Genomic DNA, 20,610 nt, shown 5'->3' with positions numbered 1-20,610 from the left:
TGGGCTCCGGGAGTCCGTCACGGGCGCGCAAAGTCTCATGTGACGTGTCCTCGCGCTCCGCGGACTCGAACCCGCGAGCGAAGGCCTCCAGCTCGCCTGGAGATCGCTCTCGGGGTTGTGCTGGATCGATGGGCCAGGTCGCCTCCTGCCGGAGACAACGCCGCCATGGAATCGTTCTTCGCCCTCCTACAGAAGAACGTCCTGGACCGGCGACGCTGGGCCACCCGACAAGACCTCCGGCTAGCGATCCTCTGCTGGATCGAACGCACCTACACCGCCGACGACGACAGGCCCGACTCGGCCGCTTGACCCCCATCGAATACGAGACCATCATGACCACACCGGCCCCTCCAGGCCGCCTAACCCAACCTGAGGCGTGCAACGAACGTGCAACGAGAAAGCTCTCTGGTGTCCCTCTGAGGGCACTTGGGTCCAAGGTGAAACAAGTAAACTCCCTAGTCAAAGGCGTTTGACTAGGGAGTTCTGCTGTGGAGCATAGGGGACTCGAACCCTTATCCAAATGGTGTCTGGCAAGGCGGTTCGCGGTCGTCCAAGTGGTGCGGGGCCAATCTGGGGCCAATCGTGATTCGACCTGGATGTTGAACGCCAACTAGATTCCCTGTGCGCTCACCGACGACTAGGGCTGGCGTCTGCCGGTACCCGGGTTTGAAGCCATCAGGGCGTCTTGCTGATGAAGGCACGGCGGATTGCTCCTGAGCCCCCAGGCGGCTTCGCGCTCATGCCGAAGCGGGAGATCAGGTCTCGATCCGCTGCAGGGGTTGTGCTGTCACTTCAGCTATGAGGTCGAAGTCTTTGTCGAGGTGAAGAACGGTTCGTCCCGTGAGTTCGGCAGTCGCGGCGATCAACAGGTCGGGGATGGATGGCGCCCTGTGCTGGCCGCGGGCGGCGAGGATCGCTTGGACCTCCACGGCACGGTCCTCGATGGCGGGTGTGAGGTATTCCACTGGCATCGCGGCGACCGGAGGCAGCCGAAGCGCTCGGGCGTGGTCTTCGGCCGAGCGCGCCGAGAAGCCCAGTTCGAGGCGGGTGAGGGTCGAGATGGCGACCAAGCCGCGTTCGATGCGGGTGGCCCATTCCGCGGCGTTGGGGCTATGTCCCAGCCTGACCAGTGCTGACTTGTCGACCAACCAAGCGGTCACGACCACGCCTGGTCCATGACCGTCGGGTCCTCAAGGTCGCTCAGCAGATCCGACATGGCGTTCAGGTCGGAGACCGTGACGCTGTCGGCTGAGCGATGGGCTTGCTGGTGCAGTTGCCGTCGAAGGAAGTCCGCGCGAGAGAGTCCATAGCGCCGCGCCTGCTCGTCCAGTCGTTCCAAGTCTTCGGCGGGGATGTTGCGGATCAGTACATCGGGCATGTCAGCACTCCTTCAGGTCGATATCTAATGATATCAAGTTCAGCAAGAAGCCTGCCCAACGAGCAAGCAGCCCAGTCTCTTCAAGGCCGTGCGGAGTGCAGAAGAGCTTCCGATACCGGTCATGCCGCAGAGTGTGTTGACGCCTCCGGACCGGTGCTCGAAGGTGTGGAAGGATGCAGCTCGTGGACCCCCAACTGTTGTCTCCCAAAGCGGTGGCGGCTCTGCGCGACGCAGCCTTCACGTACGGCAACGTTGGCGGCACAGGCACGTTCGACTCCGGGCCTCCGAGCGGTTACGCGCATCTCCTACGGCAGACCGAATTGGGGAGCGGGGCCTCGCGATTCGATGAGGTCGTCCAGACTCTGCTGGGTTGGGACATGCATCGGCGCGCGGGCCTCAACGTGCAGGCATCTGACCCGACGGTGGTCGATGGGGCGGTCGCGATTTTGCGGCTCGGGATCGGAAGGCTGAGCGTCCCAGCTCCTGTCCGGGTCGTGGACGTCGTCGATGAGCCGCTTCGGAAGGGATTCGCCTAGGGCACCCTTCCCGGGCACCCTGAGAGCCAGCGAGGAGTCGTTCGTCCTGGAGCTCCACGACGGGGGTGAAGTCACCTTCACCATCAGCGCGTTCTCCCGCCCGAACTCCCTCCTCGCCCGCATCGGAGGCCCCCCTAACCCGCGCCGTTCAGTCGTCAATCACGAGCCGCTACTTGCGCTCGGTCCGACGGAGAGACGCACTGCAGAAAACACGGACTCGCCATCTCGAACATCCTGTCATGCCGCGTCTGGAGCGGATGGCTGTCCGCGGTGGCGCGTGCTCATTCCAGACCGAAGTAGCCGGGGTCGGCGAGGAACCGCCGGTACAGCGCCACGGTCATCAGGTCCTTCCAGGCACGGGTGCGGAGTCCGTCGTCGTCCAGTTCGATGATTCGGGCGCCTGGGGTGGCGGTGAGGATCGGGGAGTGGGTGGCCATCAGCACCTGGATGCCGTCGTCGCGTAGGTCCGCCAGGAGGTTGGCCAGTTTGATCTGGGTGATGAACGAGAGCCCGGCCTCGGGTTCGTCGAGTACCAGGAACCCGCCTCCGCGGGACAGGTGTACCAGCTTGGTGTCGAGGAGCTCGGTGAAGGCCTGGCCGTGCGAGCGTTCGTGGTAGGGACCGTCGGCTCCCGGGTTCTGCTCGAGGAAAGTGAGCAGTCCGTGCATGGTCTCGGCGCGCAGGAAGTATCCCCAGCGGGAACGGGACAGGCCGCGCACCAGCCGGATCCGTTCGTGCAGCGGCGACTCGGTGGGGCGCTCCGAGGGCCTTAGGTGTGTGCTGCCGCCCTCGGGGCTCAGGCCGTATGCCATGGCGATTGCTTCGATGATGGTTGATTTCCCGACTCCGTTCTCTCCGACCAGGATCGTCAGTTCGGAGAGCTCCAGTCCGTCGCGCAGCAGTTGCCTGACTGCGCCCATGGTGAATGGCCAGCCGTGATCATCCTTGCTGGGGTCACCGACCACCTCGCGGACGGGCAACGAACTGAAAGCGGTCACAGGCTCAGGCTAGAGCGCGGCGGTGACACCTCTGCGAAGTGGTGATACCGAACGCGCGGATCTGCCGCGCTCGGGATCATTCGAGTAGCTGGGCGAAGTGCGACCGAGCTTTCATCGCGTGGATGACAAGACGGTTGCCCGGAGTCGAAGGTCAGGATGGCGAGTTCGAGGAGCCGGCCGTGGGTGTCGAAGCCGAGGGCGAACTGTTTTGCCGGCATGTCATCGTCCGGCTCGCTGAGGTAGGAGGGGTGCCGGGCGGCATGCATGATGTCCTCTTCGCTGATGCCGTGCCTGAGGGCCGAAGGGTTGACCTTCACGCGACGTAAGCCCGGATCGCGGCACGGATCACGTCAGAGCGGGAGGTGTGCTCGCGCTCGGCCTGCGCATCAAGGGCTTCGAGAAGGCTGTCGTCGAGCCGGACGGGCACGACTCGCGCGGGGCCGTCGCCCTTGGGCTTGCGGCCTTTCTTGCGCAGGGCGTCCACGTCGTAGCCGCGCTCGGCCTCGTCGGCCAGCGCTTGAATCATCTCGTCCGTGACAGGGACTCCACCGATCGTCTCCACAAATGAAGTGTAATACGAATCAGTGGGGTGGCCATGAGGTCTTATCGGCTTATGCCGCGATGATTAGGGTCCGGGTGACGGAGTCGGCATACGTCAGTCGGCGCCTTTCAGGGTCTCGCGAACTTGGGTGGACTCTCTCGTGCATGAGACGGCGTGGGAGCTCTTCTGGGATGATGTCCACGTGTGGGAGGCCATCGTTGCTGGGGGGATTGTGCTGGCGCTCGCCGCAGGCTGGGTTTGGATCCTCCTGCCAGGGGTGGCGCGCCGACTGCGGCGCGATCCACGGCCGGTGATGCCTCCGGTGCCGCTGCGTGCCGCGCTCGGATTCGACCGCGCGGCCAACGTCTCCGCAGTTCGAGAGGCGATGGAAGCGGTATGCGGGAGACCCACCGTCGTGTCCGATGCGAAGCCGTACGAAGTGCTACTGCGCAGTCGAGAAGCGTTCTGGATTGCGGTCGGTCTCCTTCGAGGGCGGAATATCCCGCGTGGGCCTCGAGCATGGGTGTACGTGCAGGAAGCCGGCAACTGGAGAGCATTCCGCGAAGGATCGACAGGCTGGCTGGAACCGGACTGGGTTACGGAAGTCCCTGAACACCGATGACAAGTCTGGCCCGGAACGCGCGGTCATGCCGCGCCGAGGACGCTAGACGGCTTGGAGCGGCTGGATCCGGTCGAGTGCGTTGCCGAGGTTGTCCTTCTCGACCTCAAGGTCGAAGCGGGTCTGGAGGTTGAGCCAGAACCTGTCGGTGGTGCCGAAGTAGCGAGCCAGCCGGAGCGCGGTGTCGGCAGTGATCCGACGTTTGCCGTGCACGATCTCGTTGATCCGACGTGGGGGGACGCTGATCGCGACGGCGAGCCGGTTCTGGCTGATCTGCAGCGGCTCCAGGAATTCCTCCATGAGGATCTCGCCCGGGTGGATCGGTGGGATCGTTGTTGTTGTCATGGCTGGTACCTCCTCAGTGGTAGTCGACGATCTCGACGTCGGTGGGTCCGCCATTGCTGGTTGATCCGGATGCTGTGCTGTCCGGCCCTGTCTCCGCGGAGTGCCTCGAGGCGGTTCCCGGGAGGCACCCGGAGGTCGTCCAGGATCTCGGCGGCATCCAGCATCACCAGCTTCCGCAGGGCGGCCCGTTCGATGCGTGGGTCGATGCTCTTGACTCGTTGTCGCGACCAGAGCCGTTTCGGTTGCCGGGTCCCTGAAGGATCCGATCACTCACCCACTATAACGCGTCACGTCATAGCCGCACGCGCCGGCGATGGGTTGCGACATGAACGACTAACGCCAGGGATTCGCCACCACGCCGCTTCGAGCAAACCCGTAGCGGGAAGTGGTTGTCCGTTGCCGCGGTGGCATCCCGTGGCCCTGCTGCTGTCGGTGTGTAGTGAAGGTGCAGTCAAGGCTTTGCGGCCCTATACCCGTCTGGTGTGGTGGCTCCGCAGTAGGGCGTCGATTTCGTTGAGGTCGACGACTACTCGGAAGCCGTTCTTGTAGCGGGTCAGCTTCCCCTCAGCGATACGTCGTTCGAGGGATCGTCTGGAGCTACGGCAGTACTCGGCTGCTTCGAGGAGGGTGGCGTAACGAGGGTGCGATGTGGCGGAAGCCTGCGTGCGGTTCATGGTGGATGGCTCCTCCCGGGCTTGGGTCGTTCTACGTCTCAGCGTGCTCTGCGGACATCCGCGAACTCGTACCCCCTCGTTGCTCCAGGGCTACGTACCCCCACCGCCTAATGCGATCTGACAAGCGCTTACAAACGTACCCCTGGCAATGCCGGAGCCGTCTTCCTAGGCCACGTGCATGCGTCTCCGCGGGCTCGCCACGCTTGGCTCATCGGTGCGCGAAGACTTGTTTGGAGCTGACTGGCACCTCGCGTGGGTAATGCGGAACCGGATAGCCCACGGCTACCTCTTGGTCGACATCGTTCGTCGGACCGTGGAGCGCGACGTTCCTCTTGTCGTCGCGCGTATCCAGAACCGGACAGCTTGAGCCTTCCTCTCGACGGTGGGATCGGTCCATGCACTCTCCTGGAGGACAGCCTCGGAAACGTACCCCTGGTCAAAGAATCCACAGGGGAACCTTTGCTGCAACGTGCTCTGGTTAGGCCATTCGAAGGTACCGCCAAAGAGTTAGTGCGGGCTTCGGGCGTACGTCCCAAGGCATGCACAACGCCTACCGTGACGGCTGGTCCTGGTATCGGTTCAGATGGAAGGCCCGAGTCGATGGTGGCTGGGGCCAGTCGTGTGACGAATGCGGCTGGCCGAGAGGCCACCGATGACCCTAGGCCGGTTCTTGGTGGCGGAGAGCCGCATCAGTGCGGCCCGGATGTCACCTACAGATCTGTCCTGCAGGTGGGGGATCAGGTTGCCTGTGTCGGTTCCTTGTCGCTGAAGGCTTCGCAGGAGTCCGCGGATGGCGGGCCACTGCGGTGTGCCGGTCAACGTGGGATTGACTTGCTCGGCCCAGTGCCGCCAACGCCGCTCGTCGGCGGCGTCCCGGTCGCGATTGATGGCACTCTTGGCGAGCTCGGCGATACGCCAAGTGAGCGCGGCGGCGGGACGTTCGGAAGGCAGCGGGCCCTGACGGAGTGCTTCGGAGGTGAGTTCTGTCACGGGGAAGCCACGTGCTTCGAGGCGGGCCAGCAGGAGGGCGAGGTCGGCGGTGGTGGGATCGTCGGCGACGCCTTGTCCGAGCAGTCGCAGTTGCGCAACACCGAAAGTGGGGACGGATGGGACCAGTTGCTGGTCGAGCTGTATCTGGTGGCGTCGCGCGGCACCGGCCTGGAGGGGTTCCCCGGTGGGTCGGCGGTCGGTGTCGGGGATGGCCTCGGCGGCGCGCCAGACGTGGACATCGGCGATGGTCTTGGCGGGGATGTGGTCCTTGGCCGGCAGCCAAGGCGGTAGCGGGGCTTGCAGCGCGTCGGCGCGCACTTGGGCAGCAATCGTCGCGACGCGGTCGGCACGCGCTTGGAGGTACGGACCCCAGCACTCGTCGTCGCGAAGTATCTGGGGAATGGGTGGAAGCCAGGGCAGCGGCCCTCCGGAGTGTTCTGGTAACAACGAGGCAAGCAGCGCAGCCGGGTCGCGGATGCCGTCGTTCCAGCGGTAGCCGGTGGCGATGCGGTGGAGCGTACCGATAGGCGTGTCGCCGGTATCGGTGCTGGTGAGGAGCCGTTGGCGCAGGGTGGGCCAGGCATCGCAGTCGGTCAGGCCCGGGAGGAGGGTGTTGGCGTCGCGGTCGAGGCTGTCGAGCGCTCCGGCGTGGTGGTGTTCGAGGGCGACGGTGATGGCGTCGCGGTAGCGGTTGACGGCGTCGGGCAGCAGCACGGCGGGGGCGGTGGCGTCCCGGAGCTGCGTGGTGACGGAGCGGGCGGTGCCGTCGCGGGCGAGGATGGCGTCGAGCATGTCGATCGCCGTCGGGGGGCGGAGGGTCTCTGGCCGGAAGGCGGTGTGTTCGTCGCCGGTGCCGACGACGGGGACGTAGACGTGGTTGTGGGAGCGGCCGCGGGTCATGGCGACGTAGAGCTGCTGGCGGGACTCGGTGCCGGTGAGGAGGTGTGGGTGGCGTCGACGGTGATGCCCTGCGCGGAATGGACGGTGCTGGCGTAGCCGAGCTCGACATGCGCCGCGACATACCAAGCGGGCAGCAGGGCACGGCCCCCGGTGCGGCGGTGCCGGACCTCGAGGCTTCCGTCGACGTGCACGCGTTCGACACTCCAGCGGTCACCGTTCTTGACCCAGCCAGCGTGGGAGGTGCCGAGGCGGCGGTCGTTGCGGCGGGCGAGGATGACATCATCGACGGTGGCGACGTTGCCGTCCGAAAGCTCCACTGTCGGTCCCAGAAGGATGCCGACCCTGCGTGTTTGGGCGCGCCGGTTGAGTTCGGCCACCTCCTGGCGGGTGGTGGCCAGCATGATCGTCTCCAACGCTCGCCTGCTGTCCTCGTGCCAACTCCGGACCGTGGCCTCCAGCGCCGTCTCCGGGCTTCCGGCATGGATCCGATCGTGATCGAGGTACCAGCCCAGCGCAGCCGGGTCACCATCGCGCAGCGCGAGCGAGGCGGCCTTCTCGCCGTCGTCGGTGAAGCGCAGCACCGCGTCGAGTTCGATCGCGCCGTAGGAGCGTTGGAGGTCCCGCAGGACGCCGCCGGCGCCGATCGCAGCCAGCTGCTGGTCGTCCCCAATCAGGCGGATGGAGGCGCCGCGTGAGAGGGCACAGCTGATGAACTCCGCGAGGGTGAGCGTGTCGGTCATGCCGGCCTCGTCCACGATCACCAACGTCGACGGACCAATGGCGGCGTCGGTGATGGCGGGTTGGGCGCGCTCGTCATGGAGCAGCTTCGCGATGGTCGTCGTCTTGCGCATCGGAGCGTCAGCGGTCCCGATTCTGGCATCCCCGTAGCGGTCGCCCTAGCCCGTGTTGCTTCAGGCTGTTGCGCCTATTCGGGGCCGGATCAGGCGCAGCAGGACAGTTTGGTGGGGTCGGTGGTGAAGGACTGGCAGGCGAGCTTGATGCCTTCGGCCATGGTGAGATAGGGCGCCCACATGGTTGCGACGTCGTGGTAGGTCCGCTGCCCGTCGAGGAGGAATACGCTGGCGGCGGCGAGTTCGCCGGCGTCCTTGGTGACGGCGGTGATGCCGAGGATGCGGCCGGTGTCGTCGTCGATGACGACCTTGATGAATCCGCGGGTGTCCCGGTTGACCATGGCGCGGGGCACGTGGTCCAGCTGTAGCACGCGGCAGTTGCACCGGTAACCGGCCGCCATGGCTTGCTTCTCGGTCATCCCGACGGCGCCGATGGCGGGGCTGGTGAACGTCACCCGGGGCAGGTGGCTGTAGTCGACCGTGCGTGCCGCGCCGGTGAAGGCGTTGTCGACGACCATTGCGCCGTGGTGGGCGGCGACGTAGACGAACTCCGGGTGCCCGGTGACGTCTCCGGCTGCCCAAATGCGCGGGTTGGTGGTAGCGAGTGAGTCGTCGACGACGATCTCGCCGCCGCTACCGGTCTGGACCTGGACGGTCTCGACGTTGAGCGCGTCGGTGACCGGGCGGCGGCCCAGTGCCACCAGTACACGTTGGGCGCGGAACTGGTTGGCGCGGCCTTCGACGGACGCGGTGGCGGTCACCTCGCCGGTCGCCTGGTCCTGCGTGATCGTGGCCAGCTGGGCGCGGCGAACGACAGTGATGCTCTCGTCGGCGAAGACCGACTCCAGCACCTGGTTGACCTCGGGCTCCTCGGCGGAGGCCAGCCGGGAGCGGACCAGCATGGTCACCGTCGAACCGAGCCGGGCGAAGAGCTGGGCCAGTTCCAGGGCCACGTACCCACCCCCCAGGATCAGCAGGGACTCGGGAACCTCGGTGAGCTCCATCGCAGTAGTCGAGGTCAGGAAATCAACCTGGTCCAGCCCTGGAACGGAGGGAATCCTGGGCTCGGCGCCGGTGGCGACCAGATAGTGAGCGGCCTCGAGCACCTCCGATGTCCCGTCCGGGCCGATGATCCGCAGCGCCGGGGCGTCGGGGGTGCCGACAAAGGAGGCCACGCCGTGTCGGATCGGCCAGTCGTAGGATTCGGCGAGTTCGACGTACTTCGCTGACCGCAGGCCCTCCACCAGGGACTGCTTGCCGCGGATCAAGCCCGGCATGTCCACCGGGCCGGCAGCGGTGGCGATGCCGGGGAAGCGAGCCGGGGCGTCGGCGGCGACGTGCCGGGACTCGGCGGCCGCGATCAGCGCCTTCGACGGCACGCAGCCGATGTTCACGCAGGTCCCGCCGACCGTGCTCCGCTCGATCATCACCACCGACTTGCCCAGGTTCCGGGCCCGGATCGCGGCGGAGAACGCCGCACCGCCGGAGCCGATCACCGCGAGGTCTACCCTCTGGCCCATTTGGGTACCTCCATCACTTGGCGAAATGCTCGGATAAGGCCAGACTGGACCTTCCAGTGCAGGGGAAGGTCAAATCCGGCCTGTCAGGGAATTAGGGAAGGCGGGTGGCCATGAGGATCGGTGAACTCGCCTCCGTAGCGGGCACCAGCACCAAGACACTGCGGTTCTACGAAGAGCGGGGCCTGCTGCCAGCACCGGGCCGGACTCCGGCCGGTTACCGGGACTACGACCCGACCGTGCTCGACCGGCTGAACTTCATTAGCCGCGGTCAGGCCGCCGGACTCACGCTGGCCCAGATCCAGCAGGTGCTCGAGATCCGCGACGACGGAGAGGCGCCCTGCGAACACGTCCGCGCCCTGCTTCGCCAACGCCTGGTCGACATCGAGCATCAGTTGAGTAGGCTGACTGCTCTCCGCGATGCCCTCACTGCACTCAGCGAGGAGGCCAGCGCCATCCACCCCGATACCTGCGGACCCGACCAGGTCTGCCGCTACGTCTGAACCGTGCTGCGATGCCCTGTAGGGCCGGTCACTTCGGCCACAGCGAGCAGGCAGCCCAGCTGCGTTCTCGACACGGTCGGGTTTCCGGCGACGGCGCTTCGCCGTCATGCAACTCGCAGGTCAGTGGCGGTGACCGGCGCCGGCCATGCGGTGCATGAACAGCATCATGCCCATGCAGAGGAGGCCCACCATCAGTGTGCCCGCACCCGCACCGCGAGTCAGCGACCACAGACCCAGCGCCACCAAGGGAACGCACATCAGGAGCATGTGCCAGTGGCGTCCCCGGTGCCGCGACGGCGGTCGACCCGCCTCGTCGCTGCCGCTCGGATGAGAGTGGTGGGGTGTGGTGTCGGTGTGCGGGTGGTGCGTCATGGGGACGGTCCTTTCATCGGCGGTCAGGGGTGGGAGGGCCGAGGCGCTTGTTGCTCGCTCGGGGGCTTGATCAGGTCGGAGGGCAGCTGTTCGTGGCGCCGGAGCGTGAGTTCGAAGCCCACGCTCCCGAGAAGCGCGCGAAGCTCGGAACCGGTCGCCACGTCCGACGGGGTGACGGTGAGAAGTGACTCGCCGGATGGAACGAGACTCATCGCGACCCGGCGGAGGCCGGGCAGCGCCCGGACGGCCTCGAGCGCGCTCACGAGGCAACGGTTGCAGGTGAGTCCCCGCACGCCGTACCTGGTCTGGCTGAGCTTCGTCATGGTCTGATCTCCTCTTCGATCGCAAGCCCATCATCTCCGGGCCGTGTGGGGCGCGGGTATGGTCGCGGTCAAGTTTCCGACAAGCTTTGACAAGCCCCCTAGCACCTAGACGACGGGACGCTCTCCGAGAGCTACGACGTTTGCGACAAGGGGCATGCATTCGGAGTGCCGCGCCACGGCTTCGTCCTGATCCGACGCCGACGGCATCCAGCGCTGCACTGAGTAGAGCCCCCTAGAGTGGTGTAGCCCCCACAGTGGCCGTGGCCGTCGATGACGGCAGGGCGGTCACCGTGGGATCCTTCGAGTTCACCTACCAAAGCTCTCTCAAAGGAAATCAACCACGATGACCGCTCCTCATATTGTCGACCCCGCCCGCGTGCTGGGCAACCTGCTGACCGAAGCATCCCCGGACATGATGCGCCAGCTCCTGCAGAACATGATCAACGCCCTCCTCTCGGCTGACGCCGATCTGGTGTGCGGCGCCGAGTGGGGACAGCCTTCCGCGGGGCGGGTTGCGCAGCGCAACGGCTACCGCCACCGCCCTCTGGATACCCGTGTCGGCACCATCGATGTCGCCGTCCCCAAACTGCGCTCCGGAACCTACTTCCCCGAGTGGCTCTTGGAGCGCCGCAAACGTGCCGAAGCGGCGCTGATCACGGTGATCGCCGACTGCTACCTCGCCGGAGTGTCGACCCGCCGGATGGACAAACTCGTCAAGACCCTCGGGATCGACGGCCTGTCGAAATCACAGGTGTCCCGCATGGCCACCGACCTCGACGAACACGTTGCGCAGTTCCGACACCGCCCCTTGGGCGATGCCGGCCCGTTCACCTTCGTCGCCGCCGACGCTTTGACGATGAAGGTCCGCGAAGGCGGCAGGGTGATCAACGCCATGGTCCTCGTCGCGACCGGTGTCAACGGCGATGGTCACCGCGAAGTCCTCGGTCTGCAAGTGGCAACCTCGGAGACCAAACCGGCGTGGAACACGTTCTTCGCTGACCTGGTGGCCCGCGGCCTGGCCGGAGTACGGCTGGTGACCTCTGATGCCCACGCCGGGCTGGTCGAGGCCATCGCGGCGAACCTACCCGGCGCGTCCTGGCAGCGCTGCCGAACCCACTACGCCGCCAACCTCATGGCCGTCACGCCGAAGAGCATGTGGCCAGCGGTCAAAGCGATGCTCCACTCCGTCTACGACCAGCCCGACGCGGCCTCCGTCGAGGCGCAGTTCGACCGGCTGCTGGGACTACACCGCAGAGAAGCTGCCGGCCGTCGCGGAGCACCTCGAGCAGGCCAGAGCCGACGTGCTCGCCTTCACCACATTTCCCAAGGACGTGTGGAGCCAGATCTGGTCGAACAACCCCGCCGAACGCCTCAACCGGGAAATCCGCCGCCGCACCGACGCGGTCGGGATCTTCCCGAACAGGGAAGCCATCATCCGCCTCGTCGGCGCAGTCCTAGCCGAACAAACCGACGAATGGGCAGAAGGCCGCCGCTACCTCGGCCTCGACATCCTCGCACGCTGCCGACTCACCACCATCCCCAACACCACCGAAAAGGAGCTCCCCGACCACCCGCCGGCGCTCAGCGCCTGACCCCAACGACCTACGAAGGAAAAACCGCTACACCACTCCACGGGGCTTGACGGGTCTGTCAGGCAAACGGTGTAAGTGGCTCCAGTGCCCGTGAGGGCAGGAGGAAGTCATCATGACCGAGAACCACGTCATTTCCCTCGAGGAGATCGAGGCGTCAGCCAGACTGGACGACGTGACCGAACCACATCCATCGATGCCGGAGGAGCCGGCTGATCTGGGTCCAGATCAGCGGGAAGCGATCGCGCACATGGTGCGCCAGGCCAAGGACGCCGGGATCGCGTTGACCGGCCCCGATGGTCTGCTCAAAGCGTTGACCGCGCAGATCGTCGAGGCCGCCCTTGACGAAGAGCTCAACGAGCACCTGGGCTACGACAAGCACAACCCGATCGGCCGCGGCAGCGGGAACTCCCGCAACGGGACCCGGACCAAGACCGTGCTCACCGACAACGTGGGTGCCATTGACATCCAAGTCCCGCGGGACCGCAACGGCACCTTCGAACCCCAGCTGGTCAAGAAACGTCAACGGCGCTGGTCGGACATGGACGCGATGGTCCTGAGCCTGTTCGCAAGGGATTGACCACCGGGGAGATCGCCGCCCACTTAGCCGAGGTCTTGGCACCAGCGTGAGCAAGGACACCATCAGTCGCATCACCGACCGGGTCGTCGACGAGATGACCACCTGGATGGCGCGGCCGCTGGACCGCATCTATGCGGCGATCTTCATCGACGCGATCGTGGTCCGTGACGGGCAGGTCCGCAACCAGCCCTACTACGCCGCGATCGGGGTCGACCTGGACGGGCACAAGGACATCCTGGGCATCTGGCCCGGCAACGGCGACGGGGAGTCGGCGAAGTTCTGGTTCGCGTGCCTGACCGAGCAGAAGTACTGCGGCGTCCGGGATGTTCTTCATCGTGCGTGACGGGACAGGAGCCTGCCCGACAGCATCGGCAACGTGTTCCTTCAGGCGAAGGTTCAGACCTGTCTGATCCATCTGCTGCGCAACAGCTTCTCGTATGCGTCGAAGCAGCACTGGCCCGAAATCGCAGTCAACCTGAAACCCATCTACCAAGCCCCCACCGAAGTCGATGCGCAGCGGGGCGTTCGAGGATTTCGCCGAGAAGTGGGGCAAGGCCTACCCGGCCATGATCCGGCTCTGGCGAAGCGCCTGGGCCGAGTTCGTACCGTTCCTGGACTACGACCTCGAGATCCGCAAGGTCCTCTGCTCCACCAACGCGATCAAGAGCCTCAGCGCCCGCTTCCGCAGGGCGGTCGGGGGACACGAGGACACTTCCCCAACGAGCAAGCCGCCCTGAAGACCCTGTACCTGACCGTGAGATCCTTGGACCCCAAAGGCACCGGCCAGACCCGCTGGGGCATGCGCTGGAAGCCCGCCCTCAACGCCTTCGCCATCACCTTCGCAGACCGCATGCCCACAACCCAGAACCAATAAAATGAAAACCGCCACTTACACCGAAAACCGGACAGTCGAGAGTTGTGCAGCGTTTCTGCTTTCGGCGCTGGAGGCCTCGTGCGGGCTGCGGTCGGCACGTTCTCGGCAGGCCTTATCGGGGAAGATTCATGGCGAGATCCGCTGACGCATTGCCGTCAAGGATGGCCGCTTGGTGAGGTTCTGGACGGAGTGCTGCACGGGAGCCCGCACCGGGGGTGGGGGGTGGGCCGGGCTGATCAAACCTTCAACGCTGCGGTGCAGACGTGCATACGCGACCACAGCCGCCGAGGTTGTTCCTTCGGGGTTTCGGTGGGTGAGGTAGTCGACGATGGCGCGGCGGACTCGTTCAGCTGTTTCGAGGACTACATCCTCGGGTGTGCACTGGCGCTGCTGTGCCGCGGATGCCGCCCACCCGGCGAGGTAGCCAAACGATGCGCTGGAGGCGTCGAGGCCGTAGTCGGCGGCCACCACATGGGCAAAACTCTCTGCTTCTACCTCGACCACCCCGCGGCACTGTTGGCCGTTGCCGGCGGCAGGCTGATGCATCACGACATGGCCTGCCTCGTGCGCAAGGACGGCTGCGGCGTGCGCGGGCGGGAAACTATCCAAGACCAGCACTTGAAGCGTGTCGAACCGGGTGAGGCCCTCCGGTCCGCCAAGGTCTGGCGTGCTTGCCACGGTGAAACCGTGGGATTCGATGTAGCGGGCGAGGTCGTGCCACATACCCTCCGGCGCCGCGCCCTGCAGCACGGTCGATTCCTGGTGTGGGGATTGCGGGACGTCGGGGCCGTCTGTCTGGGTGACGTCGAAGACCGGCATCGGTCTGAAGCCGTAGATCCCGAGGCGGGGGTTGCCCGCGTCGTCGAGGACAGGGTTACCAGCATCGTCGAGGAGTTTCCGGGTCAAGGGCCCGAGGACGGAGATCGCTTTCTCGCCGCGGCGGACCTGACGGCCTGCCGCTTGCCACGCACGGTAGCCGGCGACCTGGGTCGCGTCGGGCTTCTGCGCCATGATTAGGATCTGGTTGCGCACCGAGTACTGGCGAAACCTCGAGATGAATGACAGCCACGTCTGCCACCCGTCACTGGTCATCAACGCCGCAACACCGTGCTGGAGTTGCTCCTGGAGTTCCTTGACCCGCTCCTCCCGCTGGTGGGCCACCCGGGCCTGCTGCGCAGCGGTGAGCTTCCGGCCATTCATCGGTCATCTCCGGCGAGGAGTTCGGCGTCGTTAAGTAGCTCGTCGGCCTCCGTCAGTTGGCCGGCTGCCAGGTGCTCTTCTGCCTGCAGTAGCAGCTGTTCGACGATCAGCGGCAGATCAGTGTTGAAGTCTTCGCCCGATGAGTTGTCCATGCCTCTATGAACCCCGCCTCGGTGACCTCACCGCGTTGACCCGAGCATCACCGGCCACAGCCTCGCTGATAGACACTCAACTGGCCGTACCCCCCACTAGTGGAGTGGCACACACCTCTTGCATTCCCGGACCGTTGATCGCGCTACCTGGATCGGGGGCGGGTTCTTATATGTGTGACGGCGTCTCTGCACAAGCTGACCGCGGGGTCGGGGTATGACTACCTGACCCGGCAGGTTGCTGCGCAGGATTCCACCGAGAAGGGGCACGCGTCGCTGACGAGTTACTACACGGAGAAGGGCGAGATCCCCGGCCGCTGGGTGGGCTCGGGTCTGGCCGGGTTGGGCGACGTAGCAACGGGGAGTTTCGTTGACGAGACGCAGATGAGGGCACTCTTCGGCGCCGGCTATCACCCGAACATGGCCGCTCGGCTGGCGGCTCTCCCGGTGGGTGCCTCTCGCGAACAGATCCGCGACGCGGCCAGGTTGGGGACACCGTTCAAGGTCTACGAGGCGGCCTCCACCTTCCAGAAGGATGTGGCGGTCCGCTGCAGCCAATGGTCCAGTGCCAATGGGTTGCCGCATGATGCGGTGGTGCCGGTGGACGTGCGGGCTGGGATCCGTAACGAGCTCGCCACCACGATATTTACGGCGCGCGCCGGTCGCGCACCCACACCGTTGGAGTTGTCGACGGAGGTCGCGCGGCTGTCGCGGAACCCTACGACGGCGTGTGCCGGGTACGACGTGACGTTCACCCCGGTGAAGTCGGTCTCGGCGCTGTGGGCTGTGGCGCCGCGGTCGATGGCGGCTGCGATCGAGGCCGCCCACAATGCCGCCGTCACCGATGCCCTGACCTATTTGGAGCAGCGCGTTCTGTACTCACGGCGCGGTGCCGGCGGGGTCCGGCAGGTCGACGTCCGAGGGCTGATTGCGGCGTCGTTTACGCACCGGGACTCGCGGGCCGGGGACCCGAATCTGCACACACATGTGGCGATCGCGAACAAGGTTCAGGCCCTGGATGGGACGTGGTTGGCGATCGACGGAAGGCCGCTGTTCGCCGGGTTGGTCAGCGTCAGCGAGGTGTACAACACCCACCTCGAAGCCCATCTGACCCACACCCTCGGCCTCCAGTTCGCCGCCGGCGGTGAGGCAGTAGAGGGGAAGCGTTCGGTTAGGGAGATCATCGGTGTACCGAGCGGGTTGTGTGAGGCGTGGTCGAGTCGGCGGGCAGCGATCGAAGCCCGCCAGGGCGAACTCGCCGTCGAGTTCCAACACCGCCATCTGCGCCCGCCGACCCCGGCTGAGGCCATCGCGCTGGCGCAGCAGGCGACCCTGGAGACCCGGCAGGCCAAGCACGAACCCCGGACCCTGGCAGAGCAACGCGACACCTGGATGCGGGAAGCTACCGCGGTCCTCGGCACCGGCGGAGTCGAACGGATGCTCGCGAACGTGCAGCAGGCAACCAGTCCTGAGATCCCCCTAGATCCTCGGTGGATTGCGCAGGCTGCGGCGGGGATTGTGGAGACGATGGGGCGCTCTCGTGCGTCGTGGAACGTGTGGCACCTCCACGCGGAAGCATCGCGTCAGGCACGACGCCACGTCGGCACTCCGCAGCAGGCCGCAGCCCTCACCGAGCAGCTGTTGGCCGCCGCCACCAGTCGGTGTGTGGCGCTCGACGGATGGGCCGATCCGATCAGTGACCCCGCCGTGTTGCGACGTTCTGATGGTGAGTCGATGTACGCGCAAGTGGGCAACAGACGCTTCACCTCCCAGGCCGTCATCGACGCCGAACAACGCATCACCGACACCGCCTGGCGCACCGACGGCCGCGCCGCTACCGAGGCCGACGTGGCCCTTGCGCTGCTCCTTTCCACCGCCGAGGGTGTCGCTCTCAACGCTGGCCAGACCGCGCTCGTTCGTGAGATGACCACCAGCAAGCGCCGGGTCCAGGTCGCCCTGGCCGCTGCCGGGTCGGGGAAGACCACCGCCATGGCAGCACTCGCGCGGGCGTGGCGAGAGAGTGGCGGCAACGTCGTGGGATTGGCTCCCTCCGCGGTCGCCGCCAGCGTCCTGAAGGATCAGCTCGGTGACGCCACCACACTGGCCAAACTCGCCTTCGACCTCCACAACAACAGCGGCCCTGGGGACATCGGTCCTGTCGGGCCGGACACGCTGGTGATCATCGACGAAGCGGGCATGGCCGACACCCCCACCCTCGCCACGATCATCGACCACGCCATCGAACGCGGCGCCTCCGTCCGGCTGATCGGTGACGATCAACAGCTGGCTGCGGTGGGTGCCGGTGGGGTGCTCCGAGACCTCGTCACCACGCACGGGGCCGTGCACTTGACCACCATCATGCGGTTCACCGACCCCGCCGAAGCCGCAGCCTCCCTCGCGCTGCGCGAGGGCCGGCCCGAAGCCGTGGGCTACTACCTCGACCACGACCGCATCCACGCCGGCACCGACGAGACCGTCCTCCGCGACACCCTCAACAACTGGCTGATCGACCGCGCCAACGGTTTCGACTCCCTCATGCTCGCCGGCACCCGCCACAGCGTGGCCACCCTCAACCAGTGGGCCCGCGCCCACCGCCTCACCAGCAGCGGCCAGAACACCGCCGACCAGCCAAGCGTCCTCCTTTCGGACGACAACCAGGCATCGATCGGCGACCTCATCGTCACCCGCCTCAACGACCGACGCCTCACCACCAGCAGCACCGACTGGGTCAAGAACGGTGACCGCTGGACCATCACCGCCATCACCCCCGCCGGCGCCATCCACGCCAAGCACCGCGACAACGGACTCACCGTCGAACTGCCCCCGGCCTACGTCGCCAACCATGTCGAACTCGGCTACGCCGTGACCGTCCACGGCGCCCAAGGCATCACCGTCGACACCACCCACACCGTCATCACCGGGACCGAGACCAGGCAGCAGCTCTACGTCGCGATGAGCCGTGGCCGTCACAGCAACCACTCCTACATCCAAATCGTCGACGCCACCGACGAGAACGCACCCATCCATCCCGCCACGCTGCGGCCCACAACCGCCACCGACATCATTGAGGCCGTGCTGGCCCGCGACGGATCCGCTCGTTCCGCAGCCACCGAACAACGTCAGGCAACCGATCCCACCGCCCGCCTCCGACATGCCGTCGCCCGCTACACCGACGCCCTTCACCTCGCTGCAGAACTCCACAACCCCACCTCCGCAGCCGAGCTGGACCGAGACGCCGACCACATCGTCGACGGGCTCACCGCAAGCCCGGCCTGGCCCACGCTCCGCGCACACCTGCTGCTTGCCGCCGACGACACCACCACGCCCGTGCAACTCCTTCGCAACGCGGTCGATCTCCGCGAAGTCGCCAGTGCCACAGACGCGGCAGCCGTCCTCACCTGGCGTCTCCCCACACAACCACCAGGACCACTCCCCTGGCTCCCGGCCATCCCAGACGTCCTCACGCAGAAGGACCGCTGGGGTGCCTACCTGACGGCGCGCGCGGACCAGGTCGCCAGCTTCACCGACGAGGTCCGCATCACGTCCGCGGCGATGTCGCAGCCATCATGGGCGCTGCCAGGACAACCGCTCAACCCGCACACCATCGCAGATATCGAAGTGTGGCGCGCCGCCGTCGGGGTCGAACCCGACGACCGCCGCCCCACCGGCCCACCCCAACTCGGCACCGCCGCCCGAGGCCACCAACTCGCCCTCCAGGAACGCCTCGCCACACCGACGGCCGTGTGGACCGACCTGCTGCGCGACATCCGCGACGACATCCCCGGCGACCCCTACGCCACCGCCTTGGCCCACCGCCTCTCAGCCCTCCACACCACAGGCGTTCCCATCACCGCCCTCCTCGCCGAAGCCGTCGCCGAAGCACCCCTCCCAGGCGAACACCCCGCCGCCGCCCTATGGTGGCGACTCACCCGACACCTCACCAACACACCAGCAGCAGTCGGCATACCCGCCTGGGAAGCAGAACTCCCCGGACTCATCGGAATCGAGGCAACAATCGACCTCGAAGCCAGCCCCTGGTGGCCACACCTCGCCACCGAGGTCACCACCGCACTCACCCACGACATTCCCCTCAACCAAATCATCACGGTCACGGACCCGTCCGGGTTCGATGACTCCTGCCAGGCCCTCCTCTGGCGGACCCACCAACTCACCGCAACACCGCCCAGCGAGGACGAGGAGCCGCCGCACCCTGACCAGATCCCACCAGAGGGAATCGAACTAATCGACTGGTCCACCCGCAACCAGGAACTCGCCAAAGCCGCCCGCCTCCGACTCGCCACCAAACCCGACTTCACCGCCCTCGAACTATCCATCGGCTTCGCCGAAATGGACCGCTGGGCCGACGAACCACACACCCAGCAACGCCTCGAAGAACTCCTCGAAGCAGCCACCACCTACTACCAACACCAGCTGCCCGGCAGCTGGAGCGCCAACTACCTCACCGAACGGTTCCGCACCGACCTCTCCGACGACCACCGTTTCCGAATCGGACACGCACCCGCCGGCTGGACGAACCTGGTCAGCGCACTGCGCAAACAGGGCTTCACAACGGGCGAGATGACCGCCGCCGGCGTCGCCACCACCACCCGCACCGGCAACACCATCGACCGTTTCCGCAACCGCGCCATCATCCCCATCCACAACCAACACGGCATCGTCACCGGGTTCATCGGCCGACGCCACCCAGAGGCAACGGATCAGCAGGGGCCGAAATACCTCAACAGCCCCGCGACAGCGGTGTTTCAGAAGCGACATCTTCTCTACGGTGCCGAGCTCCTCACCCCCACTGCCATACCTGTGCTCGTTGAAGGCCCCATGGACGCCATCGCCGTCACCCTCGCCGGCGAAGGCACCTACATCGGCGTCGCACCCCTCGGCACCGCCCTCACCCCAGAACAAACACTCCTACTACGCAACCATCCAGCAACCCTCCTCGCCACCGACGCCGACCCGGCCGGCGACCACGCGGCTGAAAACGCGTTCTGGCTCCTCGCCCGACACCGCTTCGACCCCAACCGCGTCAACCTCCCCAACGGCACCGACCCGGCCCAACTCCTCCACGACCACGGACCACAACACCTGCGCCGGGTGCTTGCGAACACCGTGCCGCAGGCACACGCCATGATTCAGGACCGCATCGCGCTGCGGGCCGAAACCTGCGATGAGCAGCTCATCGAAATCACCGCGGCCCGAACCCCCAACCACTGGTCAGAGACTCTGCACCTAGTCGGCTCAGAGAACAGCGAGCGCCTCATCAGCCGAATCAACGCCTGGACCGCCGACCCAGTCGCCGCCAGTCAGACAGGGCGAGAACTCACCCGCACCCTGCGATCTCAACTCGCGGCCCACTCCTCAGCCGACGAGCCTAACCAGGTGGCTCCCACCGAACCCATCACCAGAGTTGCTAGAAGCGCGCGTTCGGCCGAGAATCCATTTCCGGTACCCGGCCCCGCCAGGTCCAAGAAAAGCCCCACGCAGTGCTACCCGGGATAGCCCGGTTGGCGCGACGTGGCCCCGTCGACCTCCAGCGGCCTTTAGGAGCGCGAGCTGCAGCAGACGAGGTCGCTGTGGATCCCCGGACACTGTCCTCCGCAGCGCGGCAGATGTAAGCGTTCCCACAGTTCGGCGCCCCAATCATCTCAGGACAGAA

Annotated in this window: 20 protein-coding genes and 3 pseudogenes; 9 read left to right on the top strand and 14 right to left on the bottom strand. The window is 66.2% G+C overall.

The window, feature by feature from the left end; translation table 11 throughout:
- Positions 1-113: 113 nt before the first annotated feature.
- Positions 114-341: pseudogene (locus tag ACZK4S_RS11605) on the top strand (integrase core domain-containing protein); the annotation flags it as partial.
- Positions 342-755: 414 nt separating this feature from the next.
- Here the strand turns inward: ACZK4S_RS11605 and ACZK4S_RS11600 are convergent.
- Both ACZK4S_RS11600 and vapB read right to left on the bottom strand, forming a co-directional pair.
- Complete coding sequence (locus ACZK4S_RS11600; RefSeq protein ID WP_233120767.1) at positions 756-1,160, bottom strand: PIN domain nuclease; 405 nt, start codon at positions 1,158-1,160, stop codon at positions 756-758.
- Complete coding sequence (gene vapB / locus ACZK4S_RS11595; RefSeq protein ID WP_076061771.1) at positions 1,157-1,378, bottom strand: type II toxin-antitoxin system VapB family antitoxin; 222 nt, start codon at positions 1,376-1,378, stop codon at positions 1,157-1,159. The genes ACZK4S_RS11600 and vapB overlap by 4 nt, the downstream gene beginning before the upstream one ends.
- Before the next feature lie 173 nt (positions 1,379-1,551).
- Here vapB and ACZK4S_RS11590 point away from each other — a divergent pair, with 173 nt between their 5' ends.
- On the top strand, positions 1,552-1,914 hold the full coding sequence (locus tag ACZK4S_RS11590) for a DUF1990 family protein (protein WP_076061769.1): 363 nt from the start codon (positions 1,552-1,554) through the stop codon (positions 1,912-1,914).
- Positions 1,886-2,305, top strand: a complete 420-nt coding sequence (locus tag ACZK4S_RS11585) for a DUF1990 family protein (RefSeq protein WP_076061767.1) — start codon at positions 1,886-1,888, stop codon at positions 2,303-2,305. Before ACZK4S_RS11590 ends, ACZK4S_RS11585 begins: the two co-directional genes overlap by 29 nt.
- On the opposite strand, the gene ACZK4S_RS11580 is transcribed toward ACZK4S_RS11585, so the two are convergent.
- The 8 genes from ACZK4S_RS11580 to merA form a co-directional block, all read right to left on the bottom strand.
- Entirely contained in the window at positions 2,196-2,912 is a 717-nt protein-coding gene (locus tag ACZK4S_RS11580; RefSeq protein WP_076061764.1) for an AAA family ATPase, read from the bottom strand. The two genes, ACZK4S_RS11585 and ACZK4S_RS11580, sit on opposite strands and share 110 nt — an antisense overlap.
- On the bottom strand, positions 2,909-3,229 hold the full coding sequence (locus ACZK4S_RS11575; protein ID WP_463644363.1) for a hypothetical protein: 321 nt from the start codon (positions 3,227-3,229) through the stop codon (positions 2,909-2,911). Before ACZK4S_RS11575 ends, ACZK4S_RS11580 begins: the two co-directional genes overlap by 4 nt.
- Positions 3,226-3,474, bottom strand: a complete 249-nt coding sequence (locus tag ACZK4S_RS11570; RefSeq protein ID WP_369819263.1) for a ribbon-helix-helix domain-containing protein — start codon at positions 3,472-3,474, stop codon at positions 3,226-3,228. The genes ACZK4S_RS11575 and ACZK4S_RS11570 overlap by 4 nt, the downstream gene beginning before the upstream one ends.
- 643 nt (positions 3,475-4,117) lie before the next feature.
- Positions 4,118-4,417, bottom strand: coding sequence for a HigA family addiction module antitoxin (locus ACZK4S_RS11565; protein WP_076061763.1), 300 nt, complete (start codon positions 4,415-4,417; stop codon positions 4,118-4,120).
- The gene (locus tag ACZK4S_RS11560; RefSeq protein WP_463644362.1) at positions 4,414-4,581 is read right to left on the bottom strand and encodes a type II toxin-antitoxin system RelE/ParE family toxin; all 168 of its coding nucleotides are present in this window, start codon (positions 4,579-4,581) and stop codon (positions 4,414-4,416) included. Before ACZK4S_RS11560 ends, ACZK4S_RS11565 begins: the two co-directional genes overlap by 4 nt.
- A gap of 1,089 nt (positions 4,582-5,670) precedes the next feature.
- Positions 5,671-6,981, bottom strand: coding sequence for a hypothetical protein (locus ACZK4S_RS11555; protein ID WP_463644361.1), 1,311 nt, complete (start codon positions 6,979-6,981; stop codon positions 5,671-5,673).
- On the bottom strand, positions 6,978-7,832 hold the full coding sequence (locus ACZK4S_RS11550; protein WP_463644360.1) for an ATP-dependent DNA helicase: 855 nt from the start codon (positions 7,830-7,832) through the stop codon (positions 6,978-6,980). Before ACZK4S_RS11550 ends, ACZK4S_RS11555 begins: the two co-directional genes overlap by 4 nt.
- A gap of 89 nt (positions 7,833-7,921) precedes the next feature.
- Positions 7,922-9,352: a mercury(II) reductase gene (merA, locus tag ACZK4S_RS11545; RefSeq protein WP_076061755.1), complete on the bottom strand. Its 1,431-nt coding sequence runs from the start codon at positions 9,350-9,352 to the stop codon at positions 7,922-7,924.
- A 110-nt stretch (positions 9,353-9,462) separates the two neighbouring features.
- Between merA and ACZK4S_RS11540 the strand changes: the two genes are divergently transcribed.
- Positions 9,463-9,852, top strand: a complete 390-nt coding sequence (locus ACZK4S_RS11540) for a heavy metal-responsive transcriptional regulator (RefSeq protein WP_076061753.1) — start codon at positions 9,463-9,465, stop codon at positions 9,850-9,852.
- 120 nt (positions 9,853-9,972) lie between these two features.
- Here ACZK4S_RS11540 and ACZK4S_RS11535 read toward each other — a convergent pair whose 3' ends face one another.
- Complete coding sequence (locus ACZK4S_RS11535) at positions 9,973-10,224, bottom strand: hypothetical protein (RefSeq protein WP_143570958.1); 252 nt, start codon at positions 10,222-10,224, stop codon at positions 9,973-9,975.
- 23 nt (positions 10,225-10,247) lie between these two features.
- Entirely contained in the window at positions 10,248-10,547 is a 300-nt protein-coding gene (locus ACZK4S_RS11530; RefSeq protein WP_076061751.1) for a hypothetical protein, read from the bottom strand.
- 343 nt (positions 10,548-10,890) lie between these two features.
- On the opposite strand from ACZK4S_RS11530, the pseudogene ACZK4S_RS11525 reads away from it, so the two are divergent.
- From ACZK4S_RS11525 to ACZK4S_RS11510, 4 genes and pseudogenes are all read left to right on the top strand, one after another.
- Positions 10,891-12,139 (top strand): annotated as a pseudogene (locus tag ACZK4S_RS11525) (IS256 family transposase).
- Between the two features lie 112 nt (positions 12,140-12,251).
- Positions 12,252-12,716, top strand: coding sequence for a transposase (locus tag ACZK4S_RS11520; RefSeq protein ID WP_369819262.1), 465 nt, complete (start codon positions 12,252-12,254; stop codon positions 12,714-12,716).
- Between the two features lie 94 nt (positions 12,717-12,810).
- Positions 12,811-13,191, top strand: a pseudogene (locus tag ACZK4S_RS11515) (transposase); the annotation flags it as partial.
- A gap of 34 nt (positions 13,192-13,225) precedes the next feature.
- Positions 13,226-13,453, top strand: coding sequence for a transposase (locus tag ACZK4S_RS11510; protein ID WP_369819264.1), 228 nt, complete (start codon positions 13,226-13,228; stop codon positions 13,451-13,453).
- A 263-nt stretch (positions 13,454-13,716) separates the two neighbouring features.
- Here ACZK4S_RS11510 and ACZK4S_RS11505 read toward each other — a convergent pair whose 3' ends face one another.
- Together ACZK4S_RS11505 and ACZK4S_RS11500 are read right to left on the bottom strand one after the other, a co-directional pair.
- The gene (locus ACZK4S_RS11505; protein ID WP_463644359.1) at positions 13,717-14,751 is read right to left on the bottom strand and encodes an ArdC-like ssDNA-binding domain-containing protein; all 1,035 of its coding nucleotides are present in this window, start codon (positions 14,749-14,751) and stop codon (positions 13,717-13,719) included.
- Positions 14,752-14,786: 35 nt separating this feature from the next.
- Positions 14,787-14,942, bottom strand: a complete 156-nt coding sequence (locus ACZK4S_RS11500) for a hypothetical protein (protein WP_463644358.1) — start codon at positions 14,940-14,942, stop codon at positions 14,787-14,789.
- A 174-nt stretch (positions 14,943-15,116) separates the two neighbouring features.
- Here ACZK4S_RS11500 and mobF point away from each other — a divergent pair, with 174 nt between their 5' ends.
- Entirely contained in the window at positions 15,117-20,453 is a 5,337-nt protein-coding gene (gene mobF, locus ACZK4S_RS11495; RefSeq protein ID WP_463644357.1) for a MobF family relaxase, read from the top strand.
- Positions 20,454-20,610 lie beyond the last annotated feature (157 nt).

The organism is Tessaracoccus zhenghani (assembly GCF_055326325.1).
This window is presented reverse-complemented; position numbering and strand designations above follow the sequence as displayed.

Bases quoted from the DNA above. Each gene is read 5' to 3' on its own strand.
- vapB (WP_076061771.1), bottom strand. From the start codon at position 1,378: ATGCCCGATGTACTGATCCGCAACATCCCCGCCGAAGACTTGGAACGA.
- ACZK4S_RS11590 (WP_076061769.1), top strand. From the start codon at position 1,552: ATGCAGCTCGTGGACCCCCAACTGTTGTCTCCCAAAGCGGTGGCGGCT.
- ACZK4S_RS11585 (WP_076061767.1), top strand. From the start codon at position 1,886: ATGAGCCGCTTCGGAAGGGATTCGCCTAGGGCACCCTTCCCGGGCACC.
- ACZK4S_RS11565 (WP_076061763.1), bottom strand. From the start codon at position 4,417: ATGACAACAACAACGATCCCACCGATCCACCCGGGCGAGATCCTCATG.
- ACZK4S_RS11560 (WP_463644362.1), bottom strand. From the start codon at position 4,581: ATGCTGGATGCCGCCGAGATCCTGGACGACCTCCGGGTGCCTCCCGGG.
- ACZK4S_RS11555 (WP_463644361.1), bottom strand. From the start codon at position 6,981: ATGACCCGCGGCCGCTCCCACAACCACGTCTACGTCCCCGTCGTCGGC.
- ACZK4S_RS11550 (WP_463644360.1), bottom strand. From the start codon at position 7,832: ATGCGCAAGACGACGACCATCGCGAAGCTGCTCCATGACGAGCGCGCC.
- merA (WP_076061755.1), bottom strand. From the start codon at position 9,352: ATGGGCCAGAGGGTAGACCTCGCGGTGATCGGCTCCGGCGGTGCGGCG.
- ACZK4S_RS11540 (WP_076061753.1), top strand. From the start codon at position 9,463: ATGAGGATCGGTGAACTCGCCTCCGTAGCGGGCACCAGCACCAAGACA.
- ACZK4S_RS11535 (WP_143570958.1), bottom strand. From the start codon at position 10,224: ATGACGCACCACCCGCACACCGACACCACACCCCACCACTCTCATCCG.
- ACZK4S_RS11530 (WP_076061751.1), bottom strand. From the start codon at position 10,547: ATGACGAAGCTCAGCCAGACCAGGTACGGCGTGCGGGGACTCACCTGC.
- ACZK4S_RS11520 (WP_369819262.1), top strand. From the start codon at position 12,252: ATGACCGAGAACCACGTCATTTCCCTCGAGGAGATCGAGGCGTCAGCC.
- ACZK4S_RS11510 (WP_369819264.1), top strand. From the start codon at position 13,226: ATGCGCAGCGGGGCGTTCGAGGATTTCGCCGAGAAGTGGGGCAAGGCC.
- ACZK4S_RS11500 (WP_463644358.1), bottom strand. From the start codon at position 14,942: ATGGACAACTCATCGGGCGAAGACTTCAACACTGATCTGCCGCTGATC.